This window comes from Mycobacterium sp. RTGN5 (assembly GCF_033804465.1).
In the GTDB taxonomy this organism is placed as follows: Bacteria; Actinomycetota; Actinomycetes; order Mycobacteriales; family Mycobacteriaceae; genus Mycobacterium.
Genome location: NZ_JAPZLA010000008.1, coordinates 125022 through 137711, shown reverse-complemented (window position 1 = coordinate 137711; position 12690 = coordinate 125022). Strand labels below are relative to the sequence as shown.

General features: G+C 67.4%; 13 protein-coding genes. 6 read left to right on the top strand and 7 right to left on the bottom strand.

The window, feature by feature from the left end:
* Positions 1-147: 147 nt before the first annotated feature.
* Positions 148-2190 carry an NAD(+) synthase gene (locus SLQ31_RS27955; RefSeq protein WP_319437437.1) on the top strand — a complete coding sequence of 681 codons (2043 nt, stop codon included), beginning with the start codon at positions 148-150 and terminating at the stop codon, positions 2188-2190.
* On the opposite strand, the gene SLQ31_RS27950 is transcribed toward SLQ31_RS27955, so the two are convergent.
* Genes SLQ31_RS27950 through SLQ31_RS27935 form a run of 4 tightly spaced genes read right to left on the bottom strand, consistent with a single transcriptional unit; the run spans position 2191 to position 4933 of the window.
* The gene (locus SLQ31_RS27950; protein WP_319437436.1) at positions 2191-2844 is read right to left on the bottom strand and encodes a cation transporter; all 654 of its coding nucleotides are present in this window, start codon (positions 2842-2844) and stop codon (positions 2191-2193) included.
* Positions 2844-3173 carry a metalloregulator ArsR/SmtB family transcription factor gene (locus SLQ31_RS27945; RefSeq protein ID WP_319437435.1) on the bottom strand — a complete coding sequence of 110 codons (330 nt, stop codon included), beginning with the start codon at positions 3171-3173 and terminating at the stop codon, positions 2844-2846. Before SLQ31_RS27945 ends, SLQ31_RS27950 begins: the two co-directional genes overlap by 1 nt.
* A gap of 51 nt (positions 3174-3224) precedes the next feature.
* Complete coding sequence (locus SLQ31_RS27940) at positions 3225-4046, bottom strand: enoyl-CoA hydratase/isomerase family protein (RefSeq protein ID WP_319437434.1); 822 nt, start codon at positions 4044-4046, stop codon at positions 3225-3227.
* A 32-nt stretch (positions 4047-4078) separates the two neighbouring features.
* Positions 4079-4933 carry a ribokinase gene (locus SLQ31_RS27935; protein ID WP_319437491.1) on the bottom strand — a complete coding sequence of 285 codons (855 nt, stop codon included), beginning with the start codon at positions 4931-4933 and terminating at the stop codon, positions 4079-4081.
* 58 nt (positions 4934-4991) lie between these two features.
* Here SLQ31_RS27935 and SLQ31_RS27930 point away from each other — a divergent pair, with 58 nt between their 5' ends.
* The 4 genes from SLQ31_RS27930 (at position 4992) to SLQ31_RS27915 (ending at position 9923) form a co-directional block, all read left to right on the top strand.
* Entirely contained in the window at positions 4992-5840 is an 849-nt protein-coding gene (locus SLQ31_RS27930) for a TIGR04255 family protein (RefSeq protein ID WP_319437433.1), read from the top strand.
* Positions 5841-6289: 449 nt separating this feature from the next.
* The gene (locus SLQ31_RS27925; RefSeq protein ID WP_319437432.1) at positions 6290-7576 is read left to right on the top strand and encodes a glutamate-5-semialdehyde dehydrogenase; all 1287 of its coding nucleotides are present in this window, start codon (positions 6290-6292) and stop codon (positions 7574-7576) included.
* A gap of 18 nt (positions 7577-7594) precedes the next feature.
* The gene (locus tag SLQ31_RS27920; RefSeq protein ID WP_319437431.1) at positions 7595-8473 is read left to right on the top strand and encodes a MoxR family ATPase; all 879 of its coding nucleotides are present in this window, start codon (positions 7595-7597) and stop codon (positions 8471-8473) included.
* 4 nt (positions 8474-8477) lie between these two features.
* Positions 8478-9923: a VWA domain-containing protein gene (locus tag SLQ31_RS27915; RefSeq protein ID WP_319437430.1), complete on the top strand. Its 1446-nt coding sequence runs from the start codon at positions 8478-8480 to the stop codon at positions 9921-9923.
* Here the strand turns inward: SLQ31_RS27915 and SLQ31_RS27910 are convergent.
* Both SLQ31_RS27910 and SLQ31_RS27905 read right to left on the bottom strand, forming a co-directional pair.
* Positions 9909-10277 carry a nitroreductase/quinone reductase family protein gene (locus SLQ31_RS27910; protein ID WP_319437429.1) on the bottom strand — a complete coding sequence of 123 codons (369 nt, stop codon included), beginning with the start codon at positions 10275-10277 and terminating at the stop codon, positions 9909-9911. The genes SLQ31_RS27915 and SLQ31_RS27910 overlap by 15 nt on opposite strands.
* Positions 10278-10291: 14 nt before the next feature.
* Positions 10292-10723, bottom strand: coding sequence for a DUF1772 domain-containing protein (locus tag SLQ31_RS27905; RefSeq protein WP_319437490.1), 432 nt, complete (start codon positions 10721-10723; stop codon positions 10292-10294).
* A 153-nt stretch (positions 10724-10876) separates the two neighbouring features.
* On the opposite strand from SLQ31_RS27905, the gene SLQ31_RS27900 reads away from it, so the two are divergent.
* Positions 10877-11446 (top strand): TetR/AcrR family transcriptional regulator, encoded by a 570-nt coding sequence (locus tag SLQ31_RS27900; RefSeq protein WP_319437428.1) that lies wholly within the window; start codon positions 10877-10879, stop codon positions 11444-11446.
* Here SLQ31_RS27900 and SLQ31_RS27895 read toward each other — a convergent pair.
* Positions 11443-12585, bottom strand: a complete 1143-nt coding sequence (locus SLQ31_RS27895) for a PE-PPE domain-containing protein (RefSeq protein WP_319437427.1) — start codon at positions 12583-12585, stop codon at positions 11443-11445. The genes SLQ31_RS27900 and SLQ31_RS27895 overlap by 4 nt on opposite strands.
* Between the last annotated feature and the right edge of the window lie 105 nt (positions 12586-12690).

Sequence of the window (12690 nt, the reverse complement as noted above, 5' to 3'; positions counted from 1 at the left end):
AAGCCTTGCGCGACAACCATGGTGGTAACGCGGACCACTGGCCCCAACTGATGTGACCCAGGTCACTTCATGGCGGTGGTCTGCCCGTCAGCGCCCGAAGCGCGGGTTATCGCTTCTACCCCGGGGGCCACGGGCGACAATGGAGCCATGGATTTCTACTCCGCCTACCGGCACGGCTTCGTGCGGCTGGCCGCCTGCACGCACCGAACGGTGCTCGCGGACCCCGCCGCCAACGCCGAGTCGGTGCTGGGGATTGCCCGGGCTTGCCACGACGACAGCGTCGCGGTGGCGGTGTTCCCCGAGCTCACCCTGTCGGGTTACTCCATCGAGGACATCCTGCTGCAGGACTCGCTGCTCGACGCCGTCGAGGACGCCCTGCTGGACGTCGTCGCCGCATCGGCCGACCTGTTCCCCGTGCTGGTGGTGGGCGCGCCGCTGCGCTACCTGCACCGCATCTACAACACCGCGGTGGTGATCCACCGGGGCGCCGTGCTGGGGGTGGCCCCGAAGTCCTATCTGCCGACGTATCGAGAGTTCTACGAACGCCGCCAGGTCGCCGCCGGCGACGACGTGGCTGGCACCATCCGTATCGGAGGCGCCGACGTACCGTTCGGCCCGGACCTGTTGTTCGCGGCCGACGACGTGTCGGGCCTGGTGCTGCACGTCGAAATCTGCGAAGACATGTGGGTGCCGATACCGCCGAGCGCGGAGGCCGCGCTGGCGGGTGCGACGGTGCTGGCCAACCTCTCCGGCAGCCCGATCACCATCGGTCGGGCCGACGACCGCAAGCTGCTGGCCCGTTCGGCGTCGGCGCGCTGTCTGGCGGCCTACGTCTACGCCGCCGCCGGTGAAGGTGAGTCCAGCACCGACCTGGCCTGGGACGGGCAGACGATGATTTACGAAAACGGCCGTCTGCTGGCCGAATCCGAGCGGTTCCCGAAGGGGGAGCGCCGCTCGGTCGCCGACGTCGATCTGGATCTGCTGCGCTCCGAGCGACTCCGGATGGGTACCTTCGACGACAATCGGCGTCACCACCAAGACCGGTTGAAGTCGTTCCGGCGCATCGGTTTCCGGCTCGACCCGCCCAGCGGCGACATCGGCTTGCTGCGGGCGGTCGAACGCTTTCCCTTCGTGCCAAGCGATCCGTTCCGCCTGGAACAGGATTGCTACGAGGGATACAACATTCAGTGCGCCGGGCTCGTTCAGCGGCTGCGCGCGCTGAATTACCCCAAGCTTGTGATCGGAGTGTCCGGCGGGCTCGACTCGACGCATGCGCTGATCGTGGCCGCCCACGCGATGGACCGGGAAGGCCGGCCCCGCAGCGACATTCTGGCGTTCACCCTGCCCGGCTTCGCGACCGGCGAGCACACCAAGAACAACGCGATCAGACTCTCGCGCGCCCTCGGTGTCACGTTCGCCGAGCTCGATATCCGCGACACCGCCACGCTGATGCTGACCGAGATCGACCACCCGTTCGGCCGCGGTGAGCCGGTCTACGACGTCACCTTCGAGAACGTGCAGGCCGGTCTGCGCACCGACTACCTGTTCCGGCTCGCCAATCAGCGCGGTGGCATCGTGCTGGGCACCGGCGACTTGTCCGAGCTCGGTCTGGGCTGGTCGACCTACGGCGTCGGCGATCAGATGTCCCACTACAACGTCAACGGCGGAGTGCCGAAAACCCTTATCCAGCACCTGATCCGATGGGTGATCTCGTCAGCGCAGTTCGAGGACGAGGTCGGCGAAATCCTGCAGTCGGTGCTGGACACCGAAATCACCCCCGAGCTGGTACCGACTGGTGAGGACGAGGAGATCCAGAGCAGCGAAGCCAAGGTGGGTCCGTACGCGCTGCAGGACTTCTCGCTGTACCAGGTACTCCGGTACGGCTTCCGGCCGTCCAAGATCGCGTTTCTGGCCTGGCACGCCTGGAGTGATCCCGACAGCGGCAACTGGCCACCGGGATTTCCGGAGGGCAAGCGACCGGCATACTCGCTCAAGGAGATCCGGCACTGGCTGCAGGTCTTTGCTTCTCGGTACTACTCGTTCAGCCAGTTCAAGCGTTCCGCGCTGCCGAACGGGCCCAAGGTGTCTCACGGCGGCTCGTTGTCGCCGCGGGGCGACTGGCGGGCGCCGTCGGACATGTCGGCGCGGATCTGGCTGGCCGAGATCGAGCGGGAGATACCCGAAAACTGATCAGGACTGCTCACCTGAGCAGCAGTCGTCCACAGTCGTTGGTGCGCAGCAGGCGTCGCCGCGCCACGCTTCGAGCCCTTCTCGCGCCGCCACCCCGGCGATCACCATGGCGGCGATCGGGTCGGCCCACCACCAGCCGGCGTAGGCGTTGAGCAACAGGCCGGCCAGCAGTACTGCCGACAGGTAGGTGCAGAGCAGGGTCTGCTTGGAGTCGGCCACCGCCGACAGCGAGCCAAGTTCGCGACCGGCGCGGCGCTGGGCCAGTGACAGCACCGGCATGATGACCAGGCTGATCGCGGCCAACCCGATGCCGATCGGTGAATGGCCAGGCTCCTGCAGTCCGATGAGCGCGAGGACCGAGTCGATGGCCACGTAGATCGCCAGCGCGAAGAAGGAGAAGGCGACGATCCGCAGCGCGGTTCTCTCGCGCGTCTCCGGGTCCTTCGCGGCGAACTGCCAGGCGATCGCCGCCGCCGAGGACACCTCGATCAGCGAGTCCAGCCCGAATCCGATCAGCGCTGCCGACGACACCCGTGCACCTTCGGTGAGTGCCACCGCCGCCTCGATGACGTTGTAGGCGATGGTGGCGGCCACCAGCAGGCGGATCCGCCGTGTGAGTTGGGCGCGGCGGGCCGGGGTCGAGACGGTGCTCATCAGCAGCAGTCGTCGGTGGCTGCGGCCGGGCAGCACGCCGGGTCGACGGTCAGGACCAACCCGAGCAGGTCGTCGATGGCCTTGGCGATCCGGGCGTCGGCCAGCTCATACCGGCTGCGCCGGCCTTCCGGTTCGGCGACCACCAGGCCGCAGCCGCGCAGGCAGGCCAGGTGATTGGACAGGATCTGGCGCGAAACCCCGATCTTGTCGGCCAGATCCGACGGGTAGCCGGGCCCCTCGCGCAGCAGCAGCAGGATCTCGGCGCGGGTCGGATCGGACAGGGCACAGCCGAATCGAGCGAGTGCGTCGCTGTGGGTGACGGTCTGCATGATCCGACAGTACAGCCACAGCTGTATTCAGAACAGCCTGAACTTTCCTGCCTACAGCCTGCCGTCAATGCGCAGGTCCGGGTGCACCCAGTCCGGCGAGCGCCGTTCCTTGAAGGCCATGAAGCCCTCGATGGACTCCGGCGAGCCAAGGCTGCGTTGCATGCCGATCCGGTCGTAGAGGCCCAGGTAGTTGTCGAGGCTGGACTTCACCACCGACCGCGCGACGGGTGCGGTGCGACAGCATTGCGCGAGGATCTCGCGGGAGGTCTCGGCCAGTTCGTCGTGCGGAACCACTCGCGCGACCATGCCCCAGTCCCGAGCTTCCTCGGCGTTCAGCGTGCGGCCGGTGAACATCAGATCGCGCGTGCGGACCGGGCCGATGAGCCGCGCCAGCATCTGGCTGTAGTAGGTGTCGGCGATGCCGCGGTAGAGCTCAGGAACGCGGAACGTCGCGCGGTCGCTGACCACCGCCATGTCGGCGCACAGCGCGATCTGCAGTCCGCCGCCCTGGCACAGCCCGTTGACGGCGGCCACCACCGGCTTGGCGGATTGCCGCAGCGTGTCGAACGGCAGCGCGTCCATGCCCAGCGCCGCACCGAAGGTCAGCCAGTTGTCCGCACCGCCGCCGCCCATATCGCCGCCCGGCGCGAAAACGTCGCCGGTTCCGGTGATGAGCAGGCCGGCCAGATCGGGATCCGACCCGACGTGATTGACCGCGTACTTGATGCCGAAGTACATCGCCGGCGTCATCGCGTTGCGTGCCTCCGGCCGGTCCAGGGTGCACACCCCGAACCCGCCCTCGCGGGTGAATTTCAGGAACGGGGTGCCCAGCCAGTCACCCTCGGGCGGCCGCGGAGCGTCACTGTGCGTCATCGCCGCACACTATCGCCACAACCGTAGGGCGTTCAGTACTGGGTGAGGACGTCGTCTATTGCCTCGGCGGTCGGTGCGCAATCTCCGGCGCCGGGAACCAGCGTCGCCAGGGCGCCCGCCGCGCAGGCTCGGCGAAGTGCACGTTCGTGGCCTGCCGACCAATCCGCGGCGAGCACGCCGGCGAAGACATCACCTGCGCCGGTGGTGTCGATCGCCTCGACCTCGGGGCTGGGCACCTCGACATCCCCGTCGACCGTGCGGTAGATCGCCCCACGACCGCCGCGGGTGATCACCAGATGTCTTGTGGGCCAAGCCCAATGCGGCTCCTCGGTTTCGTTGACGATCACGACGTCGGTGACGTCGGCCAGGTCACTCAGGCCGGGGTCGGTGCTGACGGGGGAGGCGTTGACGATCACGGTGGCTCCGACCGATCGCGCTTCGCGCGCGGCCGCCACGGCGGTCGCGATCGGGACCTCCAACTGGACGAGCAGCACCTCGCACTCGGCGATGACCGCACGGGCGGGGGCAGAGGCCAGCGTCAGATGCCCGTTGGCGCCGGGCGCCACCACGATCATGTTCTCGCCGTGGTCGTCGACCACGATCACCGCGCGGCCGCTGGCGACCGGCAGTTCTTCGAGGCCGTCGAGCCCGACGCCGTTGGCACTCAGGTGGGTTCGCAACTCGGCGCCCGCCGCGTCGGTGCCGACCGCCCCGACGAACTGCACACGGGCGCCGGCGCGGGCCGCTGCCACCGCCTGGTTGCCGCCCTTGCCGCCTGGGGCGCTGACGACTGCCGACCCCAGGACCGTCTCGCCGGCGTGTGGCAGAGCGGTGACGCGAAAGAACTGGTCGACGTTCACGCTGCCCACTACGCACACCCGTGTCACCCCGCTCACGTTAGCTGGCGGCCTTCTTGGACAGGGGCTACGCGTAAGTTGAGATTCCATGTACCCCAACGCCGAAGTGTTCGCTAATGCGCCCGTGGTGGCTGTGATCGCGGAAGTCCGATTCACCGATGCGCCGCGGTTGCGTCAGCAGGCAACTCTCGACGCGGTGGCCTTGGCGGTCGAGGCACGATTCCCGATCACCGAACAATTGACCGGGGTCAACCTCGTGAACGACGTGCCCGGTGCCCCGCCGCGGACGGAACCGCGGCACGGCGTGCGGATGCGCAACGCCGAGAGCACCGAATCGCTGACCCTCATCTCGTCGGCGTTCACGTACGAGACGACCAGTTACGTCGGCCTCGACGCCATCGAGACCGCGATGGCCGTGGCCTGCAGTGCCCTCGCCGACGCGAAGGTCGCCCCCGCACTGCAACGCGTCGGGCTGCGCTACATCAACGAAATCCGGGTGCCCGAGCCGCCTGCTGATGCCAGGGGGTGGAGCACGTGGATCGACGGCGGCTTGCTGGGCCCACTGGCGATCACCCCCGACCACGTCCCATCCCGCGGCATTCAGGGGGTTGCGGGCTTCGACCTCGGCGGCCGGGCAGGTCTCAACGTCCAGTACGCCGCGTTCGCGGACGGATCGGCGACCCTGCCGCAACACCTGCGGCGGCGGCCCTTCCAGCCGGGCCCGTTCTTCGGGCTCGACCTCGACGGCTTCTACGAGTTCGGCGCCGATGAGGTTGCCCGCCTGGACGCCGACGTCGTCACCGACATCCTGAAGCGGCTGCAGGCCCCGATCGGCGGGGCCTTCCAGCGCGCCATCACCGACGACGCCCGGGCCCTGTTCGGCGGTGGGACCTCCGGCGCCCGCCACCGCAACGACCCCCTCACCGGGCCGCTCTAGACCGGCCCCCACCTGCCGGTTGGTGGATCACTCCGCGTCGGCCCTGAAGGGCCGCGAATCACCCGCCGCCGCCGCCGCTGCTGCCGCTGCTTAGGCCCTCGCCAGGTGGTGGCCCCTCCATGCCTGCTGCGCGCCACTCTTCGCGGCGGCGTTCGTGCTCGCGAATCGCTGTCCGATTGAGTCTCGCCATCACCTCAAACGCGACCCCTATTAGGAGTAGTGCGCCGACGATGAGGATTGTGATGTGAACCGCACCCATTGGCTGCCCCCTGCTCGTTGCAGGGAATCTACGCCTGCCACGTTCGCCTCGGCGAGATGTGCGAATCCCTCCGCCAGCGCCCTAGTCGTTGGGTTCTCGGTAGTGCGTGCTGCTTCGCGGAACTTGCAACTGGCGCTGGCTGCCCATGCCTCAAGCTGACGCTCTCTGGGGAGACCGATATCCTCGGGTAATGAGTGTCGAGGCGGCCCCGGAGGGCAGGAGCGCAGCGACCCGGGAATCGGCTCAGCCAAGCGTGGACTTGCGCGATCAGGTTCACGACGCTGCCCGTAGGGCGCGCGTCGCCTCGCGGACCCTTGGATCGCTCACCACCACTGCCAAAGACCGGGCCCTGCACGCCGCCGCTGACGCGGTACTGGCGCACGCCCATCAGATCCTGGCCGCCAACGTCCGAGATCTCGACGCTGCCCGGGCCGCTGGCACGGCGGAGGCGATGCTGGATCGGCTGGCACTCAACCCTGGCCGCATCGACGGCATCGCGGCTGGTCTGCGCCAGGTCGCCGGCCTGCCCGACCCGATCGGCGAGGTCCTGCGTGGACGCACGCTGCCCAACGGGCTGCAACTGCGTCAACAGCGGGTTCCCCTCGGCGTGATCGGAATCGTCTACGAGGGCCGGCCCAACGTGACGGTCGACGCGTTCGGCCTCACCCTCAAATCCGGCAACGCCGTCCTGCTGCGCGGCAGCTCCTCGGCAGCGCACTCCAATGCCGCACTGGTTCTCGCCTTGCGCGGCGCACTGGCCGCCGAAGGTCTGCCCGAAGATGCGGTGCAGCTGCTGCCCAGCGCCGACCGCTCCAGCGTCACCCATCTGATCCAGGCCCGCGGCCTGGTCGACGTGGTGATCCCGCGCGGTGGTGCCGGCTTGATCGACGCCGTCGTGCGCGACGCCACGGTGCCCACCATCGAAACCGGTGTGGGCAACTGTCACGTCTACGTCCACTCCGCCGCCGACCTCGACGTCGCCGAGCGGATCATCCTCAACGCCAAGACCCGCAGGCCCAGTGTCTGCAACGCTGCCGAGACACTGCTGGTGGACACGGCCATCGCCAATACGGCTCTGCCGCGGCTGGTCGCCGCCTTGCGGCAGGCCGGAGTCACCGTCCACGACAACCCCACCGAGGACGACCTGCGGGCGGAGTACTTGTCGATGGACATCGCGGTGGCCACCGTCGACGGTCTCGACGCCGCGATCGAGCACATCAACACCTACGGCACCGGCCACACCGAGGCCATTGTCACCACCAATCTTGCTGCGGCACAGACCTTTACCGAACGTGTCGACGCAGCAGCGGTGATGGTCAACGCCTCGACGGCGTTCACCGACGGTGAGCAATTCGGCTTCGGAGCCGAGATCGGCATCTCCACCCAGAAGCTGCACGCCCGCGGCCCGATGGGCCTGCCCGAATTGACGTCAACCAAATGGATCGTCTGGGGAGACGGCCATACCCGCCCTGCCTGAGGCGACGACAGGAGAACCATGACTGAAACCCCCGCCCGTCCTGCACCGCTGTTCACCGACATCGACGATGTCGCCAAGCGGCTGGCCGAGACCGGCTATCTGCCCGACACCGCGACCGCCACCGCGGTGTTCCTGGCCGACCGGCTGGGCAAGCCGCTGCTGGTCGAGGGGCCGGCCGGTGTCGGCAAGACCGAGCTGGCCCGCGCGGTCGCTCAGTCCACCGGGTCGGGGCTGGTGCGCCTGCAGTGCTACGAAGGTGTCGACGAGGCGCGGGCGCTCTACGAGTGGAACCACGCCAAGCAGATCCTGCGGATCCAGTCCGGGTCGAACGACTGGGATCAGACCAAGACCGACGTCTTCAGCGAGGAATTCCTGCTGTCCCGGCCGCTGCTGACCGCGATCCGGCGCACCGAACCCACCGTGCTGCTGATCGACGAGACCGACAAGGCCGACATCGAGATCGAAGGCCTGCTGCTGGAGGTGCTGAGCGACTTCGCGGTCACCATCCCCGAATTGGGCACGATCACCGCCGCACGCACCCCGTTCGTGGTGCTGACCTCCAATGCCACCCGGGAGCTGTCCGAAGCGCTCAAGCGCCGCTGCCTGTTCCTGCACATCGACTTCCCCGAGCCCGACCTCGAGCGGCGCATCCTGCTCTCCCGGGTGCCCGAGCTACCCGAATCGCTGGCCGCTGAACTGGTCCGCATCATCGGCGTGCTGCGCGGCATGCAGCTCAAGAAGCTGCCCTCGGTCGCCGAGACCATCGACTGGGGCCGCACGATCCTGGCGCTCGGGCTCGACACCATCGACGACGCCACCATTGCCGCAACACTCGGAGTGGTGCTCAAGCACCAGTCCGACCAGCAGCGCGCTTCCGGCGAACTGCGGCTGAACTAAGCCGATGGCCGTCCGCAGGGTGCGCCCCCCACAACCGCTGGCGCCGCACGGCTTGCCCGGCCATCTGGTGGGCTTCGTCGAAGCGCTACGCGCCCAGGGGATTTCGGTGGGCCCGTCGGAGACCGTCGACGCAGGCCGGGTGATGACCGTGCTTGGCCTCGGTAGTCGTGAGGCGCTGCGTGAAGGACTGGCCTGCGCGGTGTTGCGCCGCGCCGACCACCGGGAGACCTACGACGCGCTGTTCGACCTGTGGTGGCCTGCGGCGCTGGGTGGCCGCACCGTCCTGGTCGACGAGGACGCCGACGAGGACACCCAGGAAGGGTTGCCGCCCGAGGACATCGAGGCGATGCGGCAGATGCTGCTGGACCTGCTGGCCGACAACCCCGATATCGGTGATATGGACGATCGGCTGGTCGCGATGATCGCCCAGATCGTCGAGGCCTATGGCCGTTACACATCAAGCCGCGGCCCGTCGTACTCGTCGTATCAGGCGCTCAAGGCCATGGGTCTGGACGAACTGGAAGGCCGGCTGCTGGCCGGCCTGCTGGCGCCGCACGACGACGACCCGAGTCCCACTCAGGAACAGATCGCCAAAGCGCTTGCCGCGCAGAAGATCACCCAGCTGCGCCGGATGGTGGAAAGCGAGACCAAACGCCGCACCGCTGAACAGCTCGGCCGCGACCACGTGCAGATGTACGGCATCCCGCAGCTGGCCGAGAACGTCGAATTCCTGCGCGCCTCCGGCGATCAGCTGCGTCAGATGCGCAAGGTCGTCGGTCCGCTGGCCCGGATGCTGGCCACCAGGCTGGCGGCGCGACGGCGTCGCGCCCGTTCCGGTGCCATCGATCTGCGCAAGACACTGCGCAAGTCGATGTCGACCGGGGGAGTGCCGATCGACCTCGTGCTGCGCAAGCCGCGCCCGGCTCGACCGGAACTCGTTGTGCTGTGCGATGTCTCGGGATCAGTGGCCGGCTTCAGCCACTTCACCCTGCTGCTCGTGAACGCCCTGCGTCAGCAGTTCTCCCGGGTTCGGGTCTTTGCCTTCATCGACACCACCGACGAAGTGACCCACCTGTTCGGTCCGGACGCCGACCTTGCCGTCGCCGTCCAGCGCATCACCCGCGAAGCGGGGGTCTACACCCGCGACGGACACTCCGACTACGGCAACGCGTTCATCTCGTTCACCGAGAACTTCCACAACGTGCTCTCACCGCGCAGCTCGCTGCTGGTGCTCGGCGACGCCCGGACCAACTACCGCAACCCCGCCGTCGACATCCTTGCCCACATGGTCAGTGCCAGCCGGCATGCGCATTGGCTCAATCCGGAACCGCGGCACCTGTGGGGCAGCGGTGACTCGGCGGTACCGCGCTACGAAGACGTCATCACCATGCACGAATGCCGTTCGGCCAAGCAGCTTGCCGCGGTGATCGACCAGCTACTGCCCGTCTAGTCGGACGGTCACACTGACCCGGCCCTTGTGGTCCTGTGCGGCCACGGCATGCCCAGTGCGCTCGGTGCCGTCGAACTGCACCGTCACCGGACCGCCGTCGCCGAGGAAGTTGCGCCACCACGTTTTCGTTTGAGGCAGATTGGCGTTGACGGTAATCGTGTCACCGCTGCGGCGGTATGCCACCGGGATGCTGAACGTGCGCCCGGAACGCCGCCCGGTATAGCCCAGTATCGCGATGTTGCGATTCACCAGCCCGCCAAAGCGCGGTGAGGTAGCGATCGCTGCGACCGGTGCATTGAGCAGGGGTGCCGCGCGCATCACCAGCCGGCCAAGGGATTTCGGTTGCTTTGTCATCTTTCATCATCCTTTCAGGTAATCAACGTCAGGCACAGGGCGGCGAGTGCGAGGCCCTGCAAGGTGGCGCGCACGGTGATGATCCGGTCCCAATTTGCCTGCAGTACACGAACATCTGCCAACACCTGGCCATTCTCGGCGGCGGCGGTGAGTTGCCGATTGATCGGCGCACTCACGCGTGTGTAGAGCACCAGCCAGGTCAGCAGCAGCACTACGGCGACACCAGCCGTGACGGCCTGAGTCCAGTGCGCGGCGAGTGCGGCCAGGACCGCGCTTGCGGCGGCCGCGACGACACCGATCGCCCCCGGCACCGGCATGCGCCGGTCTCCGTATCGGTGCACAAACCCGACGACCGCGTTCAGGGCCCGGTCGTCAATGCGGGCCAGTGCGGGCCGCAACACCAGAGCGCAGAAGACGTCGGTGCCATAGACCACTGCGGTGCCCATGATGGCGATCAGCGCTGCGAGCTGCGCGAATTGAACGGTAGGCACGTCAAAACTCCCTGATGATGTCGTCGCTAGATGTCCTAGCAACGCTAGACCCGTCGATGGAGGCTGTCAATACCAGTGCTAGTAGTTCTAGCAATGCTATTGTCGCCTATGCCTACCGAGGACCGGCGTACACGCGAACGCGCTGCGCGACGCCAGCTGATCATCACCACGGCGCGCCGGCTGGCCGAGTCCGAAGGCTGGGATGCCGTCACCACGCGTCGGCTGTCCGCCGAGATCGAGTACAGCCAACCCGTCCTCTACGCACACTTCGCCAACATGGAGCAGCTCGCGCAGGCGGTCGCCGTCGACGGATTCGGTGAGCTCGCCGAGGTACTGCACACCGCGCGCGGTGGCGCCGCGACGGGAGCGGACGCGCTGCGGCGTCTCGCGCACGCCTACCTCGGCTTTGCCGCCGAAAATCCGGCGCTGTATGACGTGATGTTCACCCGCCCAACCACATTGCACTTCGCCGCCGAGGACACGCCGCCGGAACTGGAAGCGGGGTTCAACGAGCTACGCGACGTCGTTGCGCAACTTGGCGAGCTGCCCGACGCGGACACGTTCGCCGAGGTGCTCTGGTCGGCGCTGCACGGATTGGTCAGCCTCAGTCGCAATGGCCGGTTGCGTCCGACCCACGCGACTGAGCGGGTTGATCTGCTGGTGGCTCAGCTGTCCTAGTCGCTTGCCTTCGACGGCCTGGCGCTGCGGCCGGGGCTCTTCTTGTGGCTGTCGTTGCTCGCGCTCGCGGTCTTCTTCGGTGCGCTGGTCTTTGATGCGCTGGCCTTCGCGGTGCTGGTTTTCGGTGCAATCGCCGCGGCCTGGGGCGTTTTCGCGGCGACAGCCTTCTGTGCGGCGGCGGTGGCCGGCGCGCTGGGCAGGCTGGGCAGCAGGCCGACCCCGGGGAGCAGCTGCGCCTTCGTCGGCGCGCTGTAATCGCTGCGGTCGTAACCCATCTCGATGACGGTCCGCAGAACTGGATCGATGGCGCCCAGAATCGGGGCCGGCACGATGCCCTTGAGCGGCATCAGCAACGGCACCAGAGGGGTCCGGATGAGGTAATACGTTGTGTCGCCGTGTACTTGGTAGTACGCGTTGCCGCCATCCTTCGCCGCTTCGATTTGGGCGGCGGTGAGTTCGGTCTGCGTCTGTCCGTGGACGAGGACCATGCCCACGATGGCGTTGATCGTCGCCAGCAGATTCAGGGGGTACGTGGGGAAGTCCGCCCAGCCGTCGTACTGGCGGGCCACGTCGACGGTCGTATCACCGTTGTCCGGGGTGGCGCCGCTCACGCTGATGTCGAGCCCCGGAATGTACAGTCCGGCAAAGCGTTCCAGTATCCCGCCATTGGGGCGGCTCGGGTTTTCGACGAGGACGAACGTGTTGCCGGTTCCCTCGGGGTGCGCGGCCTTATAGCGAGATATCACGACCGCGCCCTGGGACAGTCCGAAGATAACGTCGTCCTGGGGGTTCTTGGCCTCGAGGCGTGCCACGCCTTGGGCGACCGATTTGTTCCATGTCAGATCGAAGATGCCGTTGTGCGAAAAGGGCCAGAAGCCGGCGTTGTAGTTGACCAAGCCACTCGAGGCGGGCGCGTTGGCGGGCGTGTCGGTGCCGTCCAGGACCCGGCTGATGAAGCCGCGGTACTCCTGATCGGTCGGCGTCCAGCCGATGTTCGTCCCGTACAGGTAATCCACCGTCGCCGCGGTGAGCACCGGGGCGGTCGCAACCGTTGGGGTCAATCCCACCGCCACTGCAGCGGCCACAGCGGCCACACCCGTCACAGGCAGTGTCAGACGTCGGCTACCGAACTTCATCATCATTGACCCCTTGATCGGATAACTCGACTCAGGGCGAAATGCTACCTGAATTGGAGCGATATCCCGCGAAGGTCTTTGCCAGCGCACAGGTGGGCGGCCGGCTCG

What these genes read in the sequence shown, in the direction of transcription:
- SLQ31_RS27925 (WP_319437432.1), top strand. Translation starts at nt 6,290, where the DNA reads ATGAGTGTCGAGGCGGCCCCGGAGGGCAGGAGCGCAGCGACCCGGGAA.
- SLQ31_RS27915 (WP_319437430.1), top strand. Translation starts at nt 8,478, where the DNA reads ATGGCCGTCCGCAGGGTGCGCCCCCCACAACCGCTGGCGCCGCACGGC.
- SLQ31_RS27910 (WP_319437429.1), bottom strand. Translation starts at nt 10,277, where the DNA reads ATGACAAAGCAACCGAAATCCCTTGGCCGGCTGGTGATGCGCGCGGCA.
- SLQ31_RS27900 (WP_319437428.1), top strand. Translation starts at nt 10,877, where the DNA reads ATGCCTACCGAGGACCGGCGTACACGCGAACGCGCTGCGCGACGCCAG.
- SLQ31_RS27920 (WP_319437431.1), top strand. Translation starts at nt 7,595, where the DNA reads ATGACTGAAACCCCCGCCCGTCCTGCACCGCTGTTCACCGACATCGAC.
- SLQ31_RS27895 (WP_319437427.1), bottom strand. Translation starts at nt 12,585, where the DNA reads ATGATGAAGTTCGGTAGCCGACGTCTGACACTGCCTGTGACGGGTGTG.
- SLQ31_RS27945 (WP_319437435.1), bottom strand. Translation starts at nt 3,173, where the DNA reads ATGCAGACCGTCACCCACAGCGACGCACTCGCTCGATTCGGCTGTGCC.
- SLQ31_RS27955 (WP_319437437.1), top strand. Translation starts at nt 148, where the DNA reads ATGGATTTCTACTCCGCCTACCGGCACGGCTTCGTGCGGCTGGCCGCC.
- SLQ31_RS27905 (WP_319437490.1), bottom strand. Translation starts at nt 10,723, where the DNA reads ATGGGCACCGCAGTGGTCTATGGCACCGACGTCTTCTGCGCTCTGGTG.
- SLQ31_RS27950 (WP_319437436.1), bottom strand. Translation starts at nt 2,844, where the DNA reads ATGAGCACCGTCTCGACCCCGGCCCGCCGCGCCCAACTCACACGGCGG.
- SLQ31_RS27940 (WP_319437434.1), bottom strand. Translation starts at nt 4,046, where the DNA reads ATGACGCACAGTGACGCTCCGCGGCCGCCCGAGGGTGACTGGCTGGGC.
- SLQ31_RS27930 (WP_319437433.1), top strand. Translation starts at nt 4,992, where the DNA reads ATGTACCCCAACGCCGAAGTGTTCGCTAATGCGCCCGTGGTGGCTGTG.